General features: G+C 65.3%; 15 protein-coding genes and 1 tRNA gene. 8 read left to right on the top strand and 8 right to left on the bottom strand.

Annotation, left to right across the window (positions count from 1 at the left end):
* Positions 1-183: 183 nt before the first annotated feature.
* Complete coding sequence (locus ABZS80_RS32180) at positions 184-1404, bottom strand: low temperature requirement protein A (RefSeq protein ID WP_355061821.1); 1221 nt, start codon at positions 1402-1404, stop codon at positions 184-186.
* 398 nt (positions 1405-1802) lie between these two features.
* Here ABZS80_RS32180 and ABZS80_RS32175 point away from each other — a divergent pair, with 398 nt between their 5' ends.
* Entirely contained in the window at positions 1803-2390 is a 588-nt protein-coding gene (locus ABZS80_RS32175) for a GrpB family protein (protein ID WP_355061862.1), read from the top strand.
* A 32-nt stretch (positions 2391-2422) separates the two neighbouring features.
* Positions 2423-2761: a tyrosine-type recombinase/integrase gene (locus ABZS80_RS32170; protein ID WP_355061819.1), complete on the top strand. Its 339-nt coding sequence runs from the start codon at positions 2423-2425 to the stop codon at positions 2759-2761.
* 154 nt (positions 2762-2915) lie between these two features.
* On the opposite strand, the gene ABZS80_RS32165 is transcribed toward ABZS80_RS32170, so the two are convergent.
* The 6 genes from ABZS80_RS32165 to ABZS80_RS32140 all read right to left on the bottom strand — a co-directional run bounded on the left by ABZS80_RS32165 (position 2916) and on the right by ABZS80_RS32140 (position 6705).
* Positions 2916-2991, bottom strand: a tRNA-Arg gene (locus tag ABZS80_RS32165).
* Positions 2992-3470: 479 nt separating this feature from the next.
* Positions 3471-3719 (bottom strand): hypothetical protein, encoded by a 249-nt coding sequence (locus tag ABZS80_RS32160; protein ID WP_355061817.1) that lies wholly within the window; start codon positions 3717-3719, stop codon positions 3471-3473.
* Between the two features lie 139 nt (positions 3720-3858).
* On the bottom strand, positions 3859-5205 hold the full coding sequence (locus ABZS80_RS32155; protein WP_355061816.1) for a hypothetical protein: 1347 nt from the start codon (positions 5203-5205) through the stop codon (positions 3859-3861).
* The gene (locus tag ABZS80_RS32150) at positions 5202-5762 is read right to left on the bottom strand and encodes a hypothetical protein (protein WP_355061814.1); all 561 of its coding nucleotides are present in this window, start codon (positions 5760-5762) and stop codon (positions 5202-5204) included. Before ABZS80_RS32150 ends, ABZS80_RS32155 begins: the two co-directional genes overlap by 4 nt.
* Positions 5759-6250, bottom strand: coding sequence for a hypothetical protein (locus ABZS80_RS32145; protein ID WP_355061812.1), 492 nt, complete (start codon positions 6248-6250; stop codon positions 5759-5761). Before ABZS80_RS32145 ends, ABZS80_RS32150 begins: the two co-directional genes overlap by 4 nt.
* Positions 6247-6705, bottom strand: a complete 459-nt coding sequence (locus ABZS80_RS32140) for a hypothetical protein (protein WP_355061810.1) — start codon at positions 6703-6705, stop codon at positions 6247-6249. The genes ABZS80_RS32145 and ABZS80_RS32140 overlap by 4 nt, the downstream gene beginning before the upstream one ends.
* A gap of 208 nt (positions 6706-6913) precedes the next feature.
* Between ABZS80_RS32140 and ABZS80_RS32135 the strand changes: the two genes are divergently transcribed.
* The 6 genes from ABZS80_RS32135 to ABZS80_RS32110 all read left to right on the top strand — a co-directional run bounded on the left by ABZS80_RS32135 (position 6914) and on the right by ABZS80_RS32110 (position 17249).
* Positions 6914-7756, top strand: a complete 843-nt coding sequence (locus ABZS80_RS32135; RefSeq protein ID WP_355061808.1) for a hypothetical protein — start codon at positions 6914-6916, stop codon at positions 7754-7756.
* A 28-nt stretch (positions 7757-7784) separates the two neighbouring features.
* The gene (locus tag ABZS80_RS32130) at positions 7785-8357 is read left to right on the top strand and encodes a hypothetical protein (RefSeq protein WP_355061806.1); all 573 of its coding nucleotides are present in this window, start codon (positions 7785-7787) and stop codon (positions 8355-8357) included.
* A gap of 496 nt (positions 8358-8853) precedes the next feature.
* Positions 8854-9630 carry a hypothetical protein gene (locus tag ABZS80_RS32125; RefSeq protein WP_355061804.1) on the top strand — a complete coding sequence of 259 codons (777 nt, stop codon included), beginning with the start codon at positions 8854-8856 and terminating at the stop codon, positions 9628-9630.
* 145 nt (positions 9631-9775) lie between these two features.
* Positions 9776-10828 carry a restriction endonuclease gene (locus ABZS80_RS32120; protein WP_355061803.1) on the top strand — a complete coding sequence of 351 codons (1053 nt, stop codon included), beginning with the start codon at positions 9776-9778 and terminating at the stop codon, positions 10826-10828.
* Positions 10829-11088: 260 nt separating this feature from the next.
* The gene (locus ABZS80_RS32115; protein WP_355061801.1) at positions 11089-14400 is read left to right on the top strand and encodes a helicase-related protein; all 3312 of its coding nucleotides are present in this window, start codon (positions 11089-11091) and stop codon (positions 14398-14400) included.
* Positions 14397-17249 (top strand): DNA methyltransferase, encoded by a 2853-nt coding sequence (locus ABZS80_RS32110; RefSeq protein WP_355061799.1) that lies wholly within the window; start codon positions 14397-14399, stop codon positions 17247-17249. The genes ABZS80_RS32115 and ABZS80_RS32110 overlap by 4 nt, the downstream gene beginning before the upstream one ends.
* Positions 17250-17401: 152 nt before the next feature.
* Here the strand turns inward: ABZS80_RS32110 and ABZS80_RS32105 are convergent, their stop codons facing one another.
* The gene (locus ABZS80_RS32105; protein ID WP_302765953.1) at positions 17402-17596 is read right to left on the bottom strand and encodes a DUF397 domain-containing protein; all 195 of its coding nucleotides are present in this window, start codon (positions 17594-17596) and stop codon (positions 17402-17404) included.
* Positions 17597-17732: the final 136 nt, after the last annotated feature.

The raw sequence follows: 17732 nt of genomic DNA, 5'->3' as shown, positions 1-17732 counted from the left end.
ACCCGGTCCCCAGCACGCCAGCGTCTTCTTCGTGCACCGCCGCGCCGGACCGGGCTGCTCCGGGCCCAGGCCCAGAAACTCGGGGCCGAGGATCAGGAACGGGCACGCAAACACCTTTCGGCATCTCTCGCCACTCCCCTGCCGTCTATGGACCTCTTGCGGACTGGATGCGGACCGTCTCCGCTAGGCGGACGGGGACGGAGCTTCCGGTGGGCGGCCGGCGGCGCGTCGAGCGTCCGCGACGGCGACGCCGAGCAGCACGACGGCAGCGGCGATGGCGGCGAGCAGCGGCGGGGCGAAGAACAGCGGCGGTGCCAGCAGGACCAGAGCGGCGATGCCGACGAGCCGGCGCACGGCGAGCCGGTTGAAGACGACCCGTTCCAGCCGACTGCGGCCGAACAGGAAGAGCGCCGGCCCGCCGAGGATGACGAAGAGCCAGGCCGGCACGGGTGACCCGGAGGGATGCGCCAGTATGACTTCCGCGCCAGCCGCGGCGGCGGTGATGCCGAGCACCATGAGCACATGGGCCACGCCGACGATCCCGCCGGCAGCTGCCCGGTTCGACGACATCTCGACCGCCTCGGCCAGCACCTCCCCAGCGCGATAGAAGTAGATCCGCCACATCAGCACGGACGACAGGAAGGTGATCACCAGGGCTGTCGTTGCGGCGAGCGTGGCCGGGTGTTTGGTATAGGCGAGGCCTATGGACAGCACCGTCTCGCCGAGCGCGATCAGCAACAGTTGCTGGTAGCGCTCGGGGAGGTGTCGGCTGCTGGCCCTCGCCCACGCGCTGGTGGGCGCTCGGTGGATGCCGGGTATCGGCCATCTGAACCGCGCCACGACCAGGTCCACGGTGATGGCGATCAACCACAGGGCGACCCGGAGGTTTCCGCCCGTCACCGCCCCGGCGAGCCAGATGACGCCGGAGACGCCAGCCCAGATGGCCAGGCGGGTGTAGAACCCCCGTACCTCCTCGTGCCCCCGTAACAACGGCCGGAGCAGCAAGGGGCGTCCGACATGCAGCACCACGTACACAACGGCGAAGGTGGCGCCGCGTGGCTCGAACTCGTACGGCAGGGACGTCGCCATGATCAGCAGGCCGAACGCGCTGACCAAGACCAGCAGCTGAATCCAGCGGTTGCGGCAGTCGAACCGGCTCGTGATGTACGCGGTGGTCGTCCACAGCCAGAGCAGCGGCAGGGCCAGCACGACCGTGTACAGCAGCGACCGCCAGCGCAGGCCCAGATTGTCGGAGAGAAGGTCCGGCACCATCCGACTGACGACACCGACCAGGGCGAAGACCAACGCCAGGTCGAAGAACAGCTCCAGGAAGCTGACCTGCTGGGCCTCCTCCTCGCCACGCAGAATGCCCCCGGCCTGCGCCGGCTTCGATGGTCGCGCCATCCGAGCATCGTCGCCTGAGCCTTACCTTGCGCGCACCGATTTCACCGTTACATGGACCTGGGCGGTGACGGCGGCAAACGTTGGCGCGAGCCAGGCACGGATTCCATCTGCGCCGATCCGTCTGCGTTGTGGGCGCCCAGCTGAGCTGAGAGCGGATCTCGGGGTTCGGGGCGGAGCCCCGAGGTCTTCATGGTCCTGTCGTCCCAAAGCGTGGCCGGCCGGCCCGGCCCGCTTGCGGGCCGCCTTGATCTGATAGAGCGGAATTGGGCAAGCAAAGCGTCTGGGGCGTGTCCCGTCACGGGACATGCTTGACACTCGCGTCCCACCAGATACTTGACATGATCGTCGGCTTACTGCTGGGACTGCGGCGAACCAGCTTCCCTGGCAGAGTGACCGCCATGTCGGACAGCCATAGCAGCGAGTCGGACGAGGTCAACGCCCCCGTTCACATTGAGCCCTACGACACCGCATGGCCCGAGCGGTTCGCCACCGAGGCCAGCGTGATCGGCCAGACCATCGGTCCCTGGATCACTGGCGGCATCCACCACGTCGGCAGCACCGCAGTGCCCGGGCTCGCCGCCAAACCAGTCATCGACATCATGGTCGGCGTGGCAGACCTGGACTTGTCGCGCCCCTGCATCCAACTGCTGAAGCCTTTGGACTACTGCTACTGGCCCTATCTGGCTGAGGTCATGCACTGGTTCTGCAAGCCACGCCCCAGCCACCGGACCCACCACCTGCATCTCGTGCCGACCGGCTCGCCGCGTTACCTCAACGTCCTGGCGTTTCGGGACTACCTGCGAGCCCATCCTGACGCCCGTGCGGACTACGAAGCACTCAAGCGAGAGCTGGCCGACCGCTACCCACACGACCGTGAGGCGTACACCGAGGGCAAGACAGACCTCATCGGCAAGCTGACCGAGGCGGCTCGGGCGTGGGTTACAACCAGAGACATGAAGAGCGGCAAGCCCGATAGCACAACGTAACGGCCGGCCCGGTCCACCTAGCCCATCAGGCGGTGGCGCAGGTGCCCGGCGGTCCGGTCATCGACACCCCGAAGAACCACCAGCGGCGGGAGCTGGCCGTGCCGGCGTTCGTGGTGCAGCTGCTTCGGGAGCACCTTGTGACGCTGCCTGATGGGCCGGACGTGTTCGTCTTCCCGGGGCGCCAGGCGCACACCGCCGATCGGCAGCAGAGCTACCACGGCTTCCGCCGCCGTTTCCTGGTTGCGGTGCGTTCGGCAGGGCTGGTCGACGTGACGCCCCACGACCTGCGGGCCACGCACGCGAGCTGGGTCGCGGACTCGCACGGCGTCCTGGTGGCAGCTCGCCGGCTGGGGATGCCAATGCCAGCGTGACGACCGCCACTACGCCTGGGCTGTCGACGGTCGGGACGCTGAGGTCGCTCAGCACCTGGACGCGAGCCGGGCGAAGGTAGCGAGGCGATCGGGCACGCAACGGGCACGGAAGCCCCGGAAGGCGGAACAGTGATCGTTGATCAAGGGTGTGACCTGGTGCCCCCGGCAGGATTCGAACCTGCGACACACGGTTTAGGAAACCGATGCTCTATCCCCTGAGCTACGAGGGCGCGAGCGCTCAGACTACCTGCCAGCGGATACCCACGAGTACCCAGGAGTGACCACCCGCGCCGACCGCTGTCAGCCGCCGTTGCCCCGACCGTTGGAGCACACACCGAGCACGTGATCATCGCCCAGCAACGCCCGGTACCCACCGCTGCCCGAACGGGCCCACAGCTACGCGGGCCCGCCCAGGACTCACCGAGCACGTTCTGAGGGCTACTGCCAGCGCGGCGGCCCGGCCGGCCAAGCGGGGACGAGGATGTTCGAGAACGGCGGGATGCGCCCTTCGGACTACGGACCAGAAGGTTAGGGGTTCGAGTCCCTTCGGGCGCACGTCACAATCAAGGCCATGACCAGCGTTTCCGCTGGTCATGGCCTTGAACTTTTCCGGTATGTGCCGTGATCTCCCAGCATGTGGAAGCATGGTGCTCCGGTGTCACGTGCTGTTCAAGTGGGCGTTCGTGCCGGCCAGCGCTCATCAGTGCCGTTAGGTTTTCGCCGCGTTCTGGTGGATCACGGTCGGAGGCCCGGCCGAGGGCTGGTGGCAGCTATGACTGGGCCGGACCGCTTTGGCGTTCAGCTTGCCCGGGTTGGACATCAGCATGGCGTAGTCGCTGTCAACGAAGAGCGCGTCCAGGGTGCCCTTACAGTCGTAGTCGGTGGCCGATTGGGGCAGCTGCTTCAGCTCGTCGTCGAAGGTGCCGGGCTCGAGTTCGACGGTGGCGCGGTCGGTCATGAGGTGCAGGGCTATCTCTTTGGCGTTGGTAAGCGGGCGGGGCGTCGGGCGGCCTGCGGAGCGGCATCAAGCGAGGGCCGCAAGACGCAGTTGAGTTTTTGCGGCGCGGGCACGTAATCACCATCTCCAGGTCGCCCAGCTATAGCGAGAGCAGACAGGCTGCCGGAAGGTCTGTTTCACCAGTCGCAGGCGCTTGGAAGGCGTCACCCGATTGCAGGTGGACGTTGATCACGTCGAAGCCGTCGTCGGTCTGGACTGCGCGGACGCCCTGAGCGATGGCGAAACAGGCAGTGATCGCGCCAACGAAGGCGGCACCGACGGCGGTGCCGGCGAGTTCGACGGAGCCGCACGGGTCGCGTCGCTCCAGCTCGGCTAGGGCGGCGGTGGCGGCCCGCCGTCGCCGGGGTACGTCGTTGTTCCAGGCGAGCAGTTGGTCGCTGGGGACCTTCGCCGGGAACCGGTAGAGGATCATGGCGTTGAAGTCGGCCGGGCCGACGCCGAGTCCCGCGTCGATGGCGAGTTTCCAGCCAACCCGAGAGATGAGCCGGCGCGGCGCGAGGCTGTCGACGCCGAGCAGGGCGACGTGGTAGTCCTCGGGCAGGACGCGGCTCGTCTCGTCGAGTCGCCGGTCGAGGATGACGACGTCGTACCCGGCCTGATCGAGAGCCCTCGCCGCAAGCCGGGTCTTGCGGACCGGGGCAGGGTTGACCGGGGTGAGGAGGCCGGTGCTGTGGTTGGCCTCGACCACCCGCTGGGTGTCCTGCAGCACGATCTCGATCTTGGCGGGATCGGCGTACGGGAGCCAGGAGAGCACCCAGGCGTATGCCTGGCCGAGGTGGCCGAGACCGACCAGCCACCAGGCGGCCGGAGCATGTGTCAGAGTCGGCCCGTCGATGTCGGTCCCCGGCTGCCACAGGTTCAGCGTGATGGTGCGCCAGCCGACGTCGCTGCCCGGACGGTCGCGGATCGCGCCGAAGGCCTCGTGCACGCCGAGGGCTGCGGCGGCGATCGCGGCCACGACGTTGCCCTCGCGGCTGGGGTCGGACCTGGCCTCGACCGGAGAGACTGATGCGTTCCAGCCGTCCCAGCTGGCTCGGAGCCGCACTGCGCCGCTGGGCTCAGCGGGTGGGTCGCTGAGATGGAGAACGGGGAAATCGGCGGGAACGGTGCCTGGATCGAGCGGGTCGGCGTGTTGGGCGCCTTCCTGCTCGGTCATCTCCTTGATGGTCAGCCCGCGGTACGGCCCGAAGGTCAGTTCCAGGGTACTGTCGGCGATCACGATGACCTTGCCGAGCGCGCGGACCGCTGTCGCGACCGCGGTGCAGAGGGCGGCTTGTCCGCACAGGTCGAAGGGCATGCCGGCCGCGACGATGACCATCCCGGTCTTGGCTTGCGCGTCGAGCGCTGCAGTGATGGTCGCCTGGGTTCCCTCGTGGACTCCGAGCAGGGCGGTGCGGTCGAACGTATCGGTGATGGACTTGGTCATCGTGTCTCCTGGTGCCGGTGCCAGATGGGTAGCCGTGCCAGCAGCCGACGCCACCACGACGTCGATCGGCCCGTACGGGTGTCGATCAGCACGACCTCGGCGGCTCGGTCACCGTAGAAGGACGTCCAGCCGGCGTCGGCCAGGACGTGGACGCCGATCTGGGATACGTCGGTGACCTCGGCTGCGAAGCGCGGGGCGATCAGCGCGACGTGGCCGTCGCGGGCCACCATGGGGTGCTCGGCGTCGATTCGGCTTTGCTGAACACGGTCAGTTGGGTGGGTATGGATGTCGCCGGCCACCCGCAGCTCGCCGCGTCGGCAGAGGTTCTGTAGCGCGGTGTAGCCGACGGCGTGAAAGTCGATCCTCCCAGTCAGGCAGTGCGGGTCGAGGTCGTCGTAGAAGGCGATCCTGGTGACCGGCTGCGGCAGTTGGTCCTCGGGGTGCGCCCGGTCGGTGAGGAGGAAAGCGCCGCTCTCGCGGCGCCCCTGCCCCCGTTCGGCGAGGCCCGTCACGAGGGCGGTGAACAACTTGGGCTCGATGGTCAGGCGCGCGGTCACTGAGCACCTCGGTGCGTCGGCATCCGCGCGTAGGCCAGCTCGCGGTGCAGCTCGCGCAGGTAGAAGCCGATCGTCCGCGTCGGGTTCCAGCACCGCTCCGGGCGTTCCAGGGCCCAGTTCGGATGGCTCGCGATCCCGGCCTGGTCGCACGCCAGGTACGGACCGTTGTTGTTGCCTGGGGACCAGTCGTGCCGGAAGACCTCCGGGTTCTGGCCGGAGACCGGCCAGTCCGCCGTGGCTAGCGGCATGTTCGTGGCCAGGTTCCAGGGCTGTCCGGCCGGGGCTCGCACCGGGTAGTCCTGCACATCGAGCCGCATTCCCAGTTCGGCATCGTCGTCGATTGCGATCGCGACCAGCAGGATCGGCCAGTTCAGGTCGACGATGCGCCAGGACCCGGCGGCGGCCCCGGCCTCGACGTCGGCGGCCAGCAGATGCCGGCGTAGCCGTCGCAGGTTCGGGTCGCCGCCGGGCTCGGACGTCGTGCTCATCCCTGCGGCCGGACCGTGTGAACCAGGTCGACTGTCGTGCTGCAGGTCCGCCTCGGGACGATCGTGGTGACTGGCGCGTTCAGGTCCAGGTCCTCAGTCTCGCCGGGGACCCGCAGGACCAGATCGGCTGCGGCGCCGTGGCTGATCCCGAACGCCTCGATCGCCCGCTTGCGGACCGCGCGCAGCCGGGTGGCCGGGTGCACCTTGACCACCTTGTCGGCTCCGGCGTACCCGACCGTCACCGCGATCTGGTGGCAGGCCGAGGTGGCCACATGCCCCGGTCGACCGGCCAGAGCCGCCTCGACCGTGGCGGTCACGTCGAGTTCGGCCTCGTCGCCGACCACGAAGAGCCTTTCGTCCCTTTCGAGGACGAGAAGGTCGCTGAGCCGCACATCGGGCGCGACCTCGCGGGTCTGGGCAACGGCCTCGCCGGCCGCGAAGTGGTGGATCTTCACATCTGCTCCTTGTGCGCTTGAGCGGGGCCGTGTCGACGGGCTCCGCGGTCTCGCGACTGGCCCGTACAGCACCGGCAGCCCTCGAGATTTCGGTTTCACTGAGACCAGTTAAACCGATGATCGCGCCTTGCGCAACCCCGAAGGGGCCTTAAGCCCACTCCGTCGGGTGAGAACGCGCGGGTCCTGTTCCAGCTGTCATGCTTGGTGTGTGCGTATCGAGCTAGCCGGCCGGAATCCCCTCCGACACCGCCGAGAGCTGAAGGCTGACTTTCATGGCGACACGGGGAACCTGGTGCTCGACGCGCGAGGACTCCAGTGGGTCAGCCCGCTTGAGCTCGCCGCCATCGTCACGATGGGGACCGTCGCCGCCGCCCGCGGCCGTGAGGTCCACCTGCTTGTTCCGCACGACCCGAAGATCGCGTCTTATCTCGTGCGGATGAACGTCGTGGAGCTACTCAAGCCCTTCGCCGAGATCGAAGGTTCGGTCCCATCCCAGGTGCGCCGCGACCACTCCGACAAGCTCCTCGAGGTTGCCAAGGTCACGCCCAACAACGTCGACGACGTAAGCGACAGGCTCGGCCGCCTGGTGACGGCACGGCTTGGACCGGGAGCGGGGAGGGCGGCCTTCCGCAGCCTCGGTGAGCTGCTGAGTAACGCCACCACACACGGCTATAGCGAGACCGGCGCTTTCACCGCCGCCCAGCTCTACAGCGGTACCCTGAGCCGTACACCGGGATTCGAGTTCGCTGTCTGCGACTCTGGCGACGGGATCCGAAAAGTCCTCTCCCGCACCACCAGCCAGGACCTGGAAGGCCCCGTGGCTCTCGAGCGAGCACTAGATGGTGGCAACAGGAGTCCCGAAGGGCGGGGCCACGGATTGCCAAACCTGTGGCGGCAAGCCATCCGAGCTGGAAAGGGAGGCGAACTCATGCTCCACAGCGGAGACGCCGTCGCCACCGCGAAACTCCGCCCGGAACCCACCTCGATCTGCAGCCGTGTTGCCGAACCGGTGGACGGCACTTGGGCCTGGCTGCGCGTCCGAGTTCCGTAACGGGCCGTAACGTGTTTCAATCACTCAGGTGAAACCGGCCTCCGCTACGACCATCACCTTCGACGTCGGACCACCCCGGGCGTTCCTGTCGACCAGGGAACGCGGCAGGAAAATGCTTCACGACCTAGAAGACCACACCCCGCATGGCGCCAGCCTCCTTGTCATCAACTTCACCAACGTCGAGGCCATGACCGTCAGCTTCGCCGACGAGTTCCTCGGCAAGTACTACTCCGCCCTCGCCACCCAGGACGACGGCCCGACCTCCGTGGTCGTGACCGGACTCAACGACGACACCCGGGAAACGATCGTCATCGGCTTCGAGCGCCGCGAACTTATCGCGTTAGAGCAGCTCGGTGATGACCTTGCGCTACTAGCGGCGTCGGATGTTCTTAAGGACACCTTTGAGATCGCCAGGACACTTGGCACCTTCACCGCGATGACGCTCGCTGCACAACTGGGTATCACCGCCCCAAATGCGAACAACCGTCTGAAGCGCCTTGTCGCGGCTCGAGCGCTCGTCCGGCGGCGTGGAGTCGCGGAGCGTGGGGGGAAGGAATTCACCTACTCGGCACCCGACGTTGCTCACGGATCAGAAGGTTAGAGGTTCGAGTTCTCCGGGCGTGCAAGATCAAGAGGTGCTTGACCTGCCACAACAGGGCTATGCGCCTCTTGTTGTTCGTCCTGATGGACGTGGTGGTGCTCGTACGACGAACTTGTCCCAGCCCGTCCGTCTCGGACCCCCTGGGCTACGGTCTGCCTCGACCAACTGGGCGACCCTTGGCACCGGAGGGGTGGCCCGCGCGTGGCGGGTCCCCAGAGACTCGAACCCTGAACCCGTCCGGCAACCGGGGGATCATCCTAGAGCGGGCGGATCGCCGTCCTGACCTGCGCGTGATCTCTCGCTGTCTTACAGCGGTTGCCAGCCCTATTGCATGTCAGTTGTGCCCAGCTTGTGCCCGACGATCTCCCCGTCCATTGCTCGTTGTTCAGGTTCCGGCATCGGCCGCGGCCCGCCGCGGACTGCAACTGACCCACCACCCCTGCCGCCCAGCAAGATCGAGGTGCCCCGAAGCCAGCGTCCACAGCAAACTGTTCCCATGACGTCCAACCTCTTTCCGTCATGGGACGATGACGCATCCACTGACCCGGCGGGCGACAGCCCTTCGGAGCTCATTCAGCTCCTGAACTTGCAGGCGGACCTCCTCCGCAGTGTCGCGACAGGCGGTCCGAGTGTCACGAACGTGAACAACGAGTACCGACGACGCCGAACGATCCTCAACGCCGGCCTCAGGCGCCTCGGTATCGCGCCGCCGTTTCCTTGGCAGGACTTGTGGGGCTGGCACGGAGCGTGGAAGGAGGTCAGCGGAACCTACGCGGGCCGGCGCAAGTACATTAGCGATCTCGCAGCGCCGGTTGATGAGCAACTGGAGCGGCTGGCAGCGGGCCGCGCAGCATCAGACCCAGGGCCCGCAGCTCCGAGCTGGCCGGACTTGGAGCAACGCCTCGCCGGGCTACAGGCCGAGTTGACGGCAGCGACGGCGCTAGACGACCTACAGGACGTCGGACGTCGTGCTCGGGAGGTACTGATCGACCTTGCAACACTCGTATATAAGGACGATATGCTCCCACAGAACGAGCCGGAGCAGCCGAAAGGCGCGGACGCGAAGGCTCGTCTCTCGTTTGCGGCGCGTACCCTCATGCCAGGCAGCAGCCACGAACGATGGCGGACACTTATTCGTGCGGCATGGGACTTGGCCAACACGATCACACATTCGAGCAGCATCAATCGAGTCGATGCCTTCGCCGCAGTGCAGGCGACGGTTCTCCTCGTCCGATGCTTCGAGCGGGCCGTCATCGAAGCCGGGGTTGCCTGACCTCCGCGCTGTCGGCAGCCGTCTCGCCAGTGGCCCGGCCTGACCCGCGCTGCCAGGGGTCTCCTATGACGGTGTCACGGCCGTAGGCTTCCTGGTCATCAGGGCCTCCGCACGACGGCCGCCTCTTAGCACAGGAGGGGATCACTTGGCAGCGTGGATAATCCGTGCCGGACGTGCTGGTGAGCGCGATCGTTGGTGCCTGGCCAACGGCTATGCTGGCGGCGGCTTTCACGAGGTGGCGGACCTTACCTCCACGACGACCCGCGAGGCTGTTCGTACCGAGGTCGAGCGGGGTTTCCCCAGCGCGAAGCCAGCGAGGCAGATCAACTTCACCGGACAGCTCCATGCCCTGCGAAACCGAATCGCGATCGGAGACGTTGCTGCACTGCCCCTCAAGACGACGGGCCAGATCGCCTTGGGTCGTGTCACCGGTGGCTACGAGTACCTTGCCGGTGAAGCGGACCCTACCCGGCGGCACGTCGTGCGCGTGGACTGGAAGCGCACCGATGTCCCTCGCAATGCCATACGTCAAGACCTGCTCTACTCCCTCGGAGCCTTCCTGACGATCTGCGAGATATCGCGCAACGACGGGGGATGGCGGCTGGCACAGGTACTCAAGACGGGCATCGATCCTGGCGCGCGCCCCAGTCCCGGCACTAGCCCCACCACGCTGAGGGAGCAGGACCCGTCGGACCAGACCGCCGAGGCGATCGATCTCGCTCAGGCTGCATGGGATCGAATCCGGACGTTTGTTGGGGAGAAGTACGCAGGCCATGCACTGGCCCGCCTGGTCGCCGCAATCCTGACCGCGGAGGGGTACATGTGCGAGGTGGCATCGGAAGGCCCCGATGGCGGTGTGGACATCGTGGCCGGCCGAGGGGCCCTAGGGCTCGATCCCCCGAAAATCGTCGTACAGGTCAAGTCGCAGACGACACAGGTCGGCGTCGAGGTGGTGAACCAGCTGCTGGGAGGACGCGCCCGGCTGCACGCGGACCAGGCACTGCTCGTCGCCTGGGGCGGGATCACTAAGCCCGCCCGAGCTCAAGCCGAAAGTCAGCGATTCATACTCCGGGTCTGGGACGCAGAGGCCCTGCTGTCGGCGATGCTGCGGGTGTACGCACACCTTCCCGAGGAGATCCATAGCGAGATCCCTCTCAAGCAGACGTGGGTCCTTGTTGAACAAGCGGGCGAGGACTAGGGGTGCCTGGTCCCCACGTCGCGTAGCCAGCAGCCGGCGTCTGACCGGCCTGGCGACCGCAGGCATGGCGAGGGCGACTTGTCGGATCTTGGACCACCGCGCAGGACTCCGAATTGGCATACTCGTGCCAACGCCCCTCGACATCCCCGTCCCGTACCTACTTACGTTCGTTCAACCAGAATTTTCTCGGGCGGCTCGCATCGGCGCCTTCGGCAGCGGTGGATATCGTCGGCAGTCCCAGCCAACACGGGAGAGCTTGAGTGCCGAACATCTTTGACAACATCACCGACGAGAGTCGACTTGGTCCGGCACTACAGGGCGATCTCAGCAACTTCGATTCTGTCGATGTCGCGACCGGTTACCTCGATCTACGCGGCTGGACCGGGTTCGCCGACATCGTTGACGCCAAGTCCCAAGCGGGCCGCGAGGCACCGATCGTTCGGGTGCTCGTCGGGATGGTGATGCCCTCCGACGCGGCGGCGATGCTCAACGTCCTGCAGGAGGAAGTGCAGCCGCCGGCCTACGGGGCGAACATCAACAGTCTCGAGAAGGCACTGGCGGCGAGAGACCAGCTGGTGCGACACCTGCGCACGCAGCTGATGCGTGGTGTTCCGAACAAAGCGCAGCAGCGCACCCTGCAACAGCTGCGCTCGCAACTAGCGTCTGGCGCTGTCGAAATGAAGGTCTTCACCGACGCTCCGCTCCACGGGAAGACCTACATCTTTCACGCGCCCGGGAACCCGTTCCTTTCCAGGCGCGGATATGTCGGTTCCTCGAACCTGACCGCCGCTGGGTTCTACAAGAATCTTGAGCTGAACATCGACGTCGTTGACCAGCAAGCCACCGAGCTGCTGGCCACCTGGTTCGACGGCCGGTGGAACGCCCGGTTCTCGCTGAAGATCACTGCCGAGATCATCGACCTCATCGAGGACTCATGGGCATCAGAGCAGCAGCCGACACCCTACGAGGTCTATCTGAAGGTCTGCCATAGCCTCTCAGAGGATGCTCGCGAGGGCATGGGCTACGTGCTGCCGCCCTCGATGCAGAACCTGCTCCTGGACTACCAGGAGACTGCGGTCCGTACGCTCGCTCGACGCATCGTGCGCCGGAGCGGGACAATGCTCGGCGACGTGGTAGGTCTTGGCAAGACGCTTACTGCGATCGCGACCGCACTGATGCTCGAGGCGGCCGAGGACTACAGCACCCTCGTGCTGTGCCCGAAGAACCTCGAGCGGATGTGGGAGGAGCACATCGAGCGGTACGAACTCACTGGTGCCCGGGTGGTCCCCTATTCGGTGGCCGACAAAAAGCTCCCCGAACTCAAGAGGTTCCATCTAGTCATCTGCGATGAGTCGCACAACCTGCGCAACAACACTACGAAGGCCTGGGAGGCCATCAGGGAGTACGTGCGGCGCAACGGCTCGAAGGTGCTGCTGTTGACGGCGACGCCATATAACCTTGCTTTCGCCGACGTGGCTAACCAGCTCGGCCTGTACATCGACGACGACGAGGATCTCGGGATTCAGCCCACGGTCGCGATGGACAAGGATCCCACCTTGGCCGACAGGGTCGACGGCAAGGTCACCACATTGGCGGCGTTCCGGCGATCGGAGGAGCCCGAGGACTGGAAACGGCTCATGTCCGATCACCTGGTACGCCGCACCCGGTCCTTCGTGAAACGGACCGCGAAGAAGGAGCGGGTTATCCTTCCCGGCGGCGCCGTGGCGGAGTTGGAGTACCTGCAGTTTGCCAACGGGCAGCGGTTCCACTTCCCCAATCGAATCGCCAAACCGCTGAGCCACGCGTTTTCCGCTGACGACGCGGCGCGGCTGATGGAGGAAGATGACACCCTGGATGCGCTCCGGGATCTTACGCTCCCGCGATACCGGCTCGCCGACTACGACAACCCGCGTGCGCCGCATTCGGATCAGGACATCAAGATCCTAACCGACATCCGATCAGGCCGCGGCAATGTCAGTGGGTTCGTCCGCGTCGGCCTATTCAAGCGCCTGTCGTCGTCGGGGCACTCGTTCATTCTCAGTCTGCAGCGGCAGCGGGCCCGCAACGAGCTCTTCGTCTACGCCATTGACCAAGGCCTCGACGTTCCGCTGGGCAGCTTCAGTGACCATCAGTTCATGGTCAGCGACCGCGCGCTCGATGACGAAACAGACCTGCATGGCAGCATGGAGACCCGCTACAACGAGCTCCAGCGCAAGCTGCCTGCTTCGACGAAGTGGCTTAGCACGAAGATCTTCAAGCAGACGCTGCGCAAGGATCTTGAGCGTGACAACCGCATCCTCAGCCGGCTACTAGAGAAGTTCGGGACGTGGGACTCGAGTAAGGACTCCAAGGTCAACGCCCTGGTCGACCTGCTCCGAACCCACCACCCCGGTGAGAAGGTCCTGGTCTTCACCGAGTACGTCGACACCGCCGAGTACGTCGCCAAGGCCCTGCGCGAGGCAGGCGTCGACAATGTGGGGCTCGCGTCGGGTGAGACCGACGACGCCGCCGGAGTCGCCCGCCGGTTCTCCCCGGACAGCAATCGCCTTCCCGGCGAGGCCGATGTGCACACCGAGATCGAGAACCCCATCGACGTGCTCGTGGCCACCGACGTCCTCTCTGAGGGTCAGAATCTGCAGGACTCGCACATCGTCGTGAACTACGACCTGCCGTGGGCGATCATCAGGATCATCCAGCGCGCCGGCCGTGTCGATCGGGTTGGGCAGAAGGCCAAAGATGTCTTCATCTACCTGATCACCCACGAGAAGGTCGAGCAGGCTATCCGGCTGCGGCAACGGATCCGGCAACGTTTGGTCGACAACGCCGCGGCCTTCGGCTCCGACGAGCGGTTCTTCGGAGGCGAGGACGAGATCAACATCCTCGATGACCTCTACAAGGGTAACGTTCCCGGCGAAGACGAGATCGACGCTACCGAGGGCGAGGCCGATGCGGCGAGCGAGGCGTGGCTGGTCTGGTCGCGCATCAAGGACGACAAGCCTGAGCTGGCACACAAGATCACCCGCATGCAGGACATGGTTCACAGCACGCGAGGCCCCTATGATCATGAGACCCACAGCGGCGTCACCTGCTATGCCAGCACGACTTCGGGCGTTGACGCGTTCGCGACTTCCTACCATGACCGGTACGGGAACCTAGTTGAGCGGCTCCTTACACCACTCGAGGCGCTGCACATCTTCCGTGCCCAGGAGTCCACGCCTACCTTGAAGCTGCGCGCGGATCACTTCGAGCGAGAGGCGCGCCTAGTGCGGGACAAGCTTACCAACGAGGTGATCGCCGCCGGCAATCTCAAAGGCATCCGCAAGTGGGCGGTCGAGCGGCTCGGTGGCACGATCTACGGGGCGGACGCGAGCAATGCGCTGGCCGTGATGATGGATCGGCCGCTCACACAGCATGCAAGCAGCCGGCTGAGGCAGGCTCGGCGTACCAAGTACGGCGACCAAGACCTCGCCGACCTTGTCAAGCAGTTGCACGAAGAGAATCGCCTGGTGATCGGCACGAGCGAAAGGGACGAGATCAACATCGTGTGCTCCATTGGGGTGACGGATCGATGATTGACGGCCTCGTTGCTCGGTCCGAGAGGCGCGACTACGGTGAGATGTTCCGGTTTGACCTGAATTGGGGTGCGCCTGACCACCCGCCGATCGAGCTGAAACTCGAAGACGGTTCAACAATCACCGCGACCAACGTTTCTTCTTACAGGGGCCTGCGGGTATTTGAGGTCCCGACCATTCCAGGCTCCGCGCTCGAGGCGCGGGTGGACCAGCTCATCGCGAAAACCACCACTAATCGGCTGGTTATTTTTCATGAACCCGACCGGCAGGCATGGCGATGGCCTTCCCGCATCAACAAGGGTTCTGGTGTCGTCTCCCGACCCGCCCGTCACTTGCACCGAACGGGAAGCAGCGACCCGGCATTCGCGGCCAAGCTCGAGGCTATCCGCCTCCCCTATGACGCGTTGCTCGATGTCAACGCCGTACTGGCGAAAGTCCGCGGTGCGTTCGACGTGGAGAGCGCAAATGAGACAAAGCGGGCCTCCAAGCTTATGGCACGGATGTACGCAGCGTTGGAAAAGGCTTACCCTTCCGCCTACGAGCCCAAAAAGCGGGACCACGAGATCTCCGTGACTCTGGCGCGGGTGCTGTTCCTACTCTTCGGTGACGACACGCAGATGTGGGCATCAGACCTGTTCCAGGATTTCATCAAGGACCACACCGCCCGAGACGGTTCTGACATCGCTCAGCGGCTCAACGACTTGTTTCGGGTTCTCGACAACCCTATCGGCAGCAGCCGAGCAGGGATGCCTGCGGACCTGGCGACGTACCCACATGTCAATGGCAGCATCTTTAAGGAGAAGATCACGCTGCCTGCGCTGGATCACGAGTTCCGTGCAGCGGTGCTCGACGCAGCCGTGGTTGACTGGACGACCATCAGCCCGGCAATCCTCGGGTCTATGTTTCAGTCTGTCCGCGACGCCCAAACCCGCCGTGAACTCGGCGAGCATTACACGTCGGAGGAGAACATCCTCAAGACGCTTAATCCACTCTTCCTTGACGAGTTGCGCAGCGAGTTCACACACATCCAGACGCTCCGGCGGGGTCGCGTGCAGCGGCTCCATGCCCTCTGGAGGCGTCTGGGTGATATCCGGTATATGGACCCGGCGTGTGGCTGCGGCAACTTCATCATCGTGGCCTACCGGGAGCTCCGCGAAATCGAGCTGCAGATCATGGAGGCGCTCGCAGACCTCCAGCATGGCGAGGGAAGCCAGGCGCTTGAGGCCGACTGGACGAGCCTTTTGCGGGTTACCCTCGACCACTTCTATGGCATCGAGATCGACGAGTGGCCAGCCCGTATCGCCGAGACAGCGATGTTCCTGGTGGACCGCCAGTGCGACCTGCGCATGCAGGAGCGATTCGGTGTGGCGCCGGACCGGCTACCCATCCGGCGCCAGGCCCACATCATGGTGGGTAGCGCGCTCAAGCTCGATTGGCGCGAGATAGTACCGCCGACCGAGAACGTGATCATCGCAGGTAACCCACCGTTCCTAGGAATCGCGTTGCGCTCAGCCGCACAAACCGCGGAGCTGCAGGGGGCGTGGGGCGGGAACTACCACGGCACACTCGACTACGTCACCGGCTGGCACGCCTGTGCGCTCCGCTACTTCGGTGAGGTCGATGGCCGTTGGGCGTTCGTGACGACTAACTCGATCACCCAGGGGGAAGCGGTTGCCCCGCTGTTCCGCTCTATTCTTAATCAGGGGTGGCAGATTAAGTTCGCGCACCGCACCTTCAAATGGACCTCGGAGGCTTCAGGGCAAGCCGTAGTTCATTGCGTCATTGTCGGTTACCAGCGACAGCCAGCTGTAAAGCGGCTCTTCGACTACGCAAGCGTTGACAGTGCGCCAGTCGAGGTGCTAGGCGTCAAGAACATCAGCCCCTACCTCACGGCCGGTCCCTCAGTGATCGTTGACCCTGCCGCCCGGCCTCTCAGCCCTCAGATGGGAGAGGTCGCCTATGGAAACAAGCCTACTGACGGGGGATGGCTGGTCGTAGAGCCCGAGGATCGCGACGAGGTCCTCCTAGATCCCATAGCCGCAAAGTACCTGCGGCCGTATATTGGCGCCCGCGAGCTGCTGCACGGCGGTGAGCGCTACTGCCTGTGGCTCGTTGATGTAGACCCTGCGGACCTTCGGAAGAGTCCCGTGCTCCGCACCCGGGTCGCAGCTGTTCGCCGATTCCGAAGCGAGAGCAAGGCGGCATCTACGCGACAGGCCGCCAACACGCCTCACCTGTTCAGGCAGCTGGCGCAACCCGACACCGCCTACCTCTGCATCCCAGCCCACGTGTCAGAGAACCGGCCCTACTTCCTGGCAGCGCGGTACTCGCCGGACGTCATCACAAGCAACGCGAACTTCCTAAGCGAGGACTCAGACGGGCTGGTATTCGCCGTGATCTCGTCGTCAATGTTTATGACGTGGCAACGGACCGTAGGCGGACGCATCAAGTCGGACTTGCGCTTCAACAAGCTCCTCTCGTGGAACACCTTCCCGTTGCCCGATCTCTCGCCAGCCAGCAAGGCAGCCATCGCAGATGGAGGTGCTGCAGTGCTCGCGGCGCGTGAGAAGCAAGATGGCACGCCGCTGGCCAACATGTATCCGCCGACGGGCCTGGCACCGGACCTGCAAGCCGCTCACGACGCCCTGGACCTCGCCGTCGACACGGCTTTCGGCGTTCCTTCGCGCCCGACTCTTACCGAGCTCGACCGCCAGGACATCCTCTTTGAGCGTTACCTAGCGGCGACCGCCAATGCCACCCGAGCAATCCGGCCGCCATCCCGTGTGCCGTCGACCCGCCCCTCTGGGGAGCGGGCCGCCGCCCGGCCCGCCACGTCAAGACGGCCTTGACGCACGTTTGGACGCTGGCGGGTCGGCGGTAGTCTGCTCGGCTTGCCCGGGTTGAGGGCAGGCGGGATGGCCTACCGCAACCACGCCACGTCGAGGTGGACGGCCCCGTAGCCAAGCCTCGTCTTCCCCGGCGCCGGCCTCTGCGCAGAGAACTACACGTCGAAGCTGCCGGCCTTAATGCTCTGGATGAAGGTTGTCCAATCATTGTGCGAAAAGGACAGCGTAGGTCCCTGCCGTTGCTTGCTGTCGCGGACCATGACGAGCTTTGCAGGCGCGGCGACCTCGACGCAGTTGCCGCTTGAGCCGGACCTGGTGCTCGTGCGCCAGACAGCGCGAGACAGGTCCATGGCTTCCGTCCTCCTACGAAACTAGCTCAGCAGCAATCGCACGCAGCGTATCTCGCGTGGGCTTGGGCGCCAGTGCCTGGGCTTGGAGTTGCTCATGCGCTGCGGCGTATGCGGCGATTTCCGACGGCCGGTCTAG

It is taken from the genome of Micromonospora sp. NPDC005305 (assembly GCF_040607315.1).
In the GTDB taxonomy this organism is placed as follows: Bacteria; Actinomycetota; Actinomycetes; order Mycobacteriales; family Micromonosporaceae; genus Micromonospora.
This window is presented reverse-complemented; position numbering and strand designations above follow the sequence as displayed.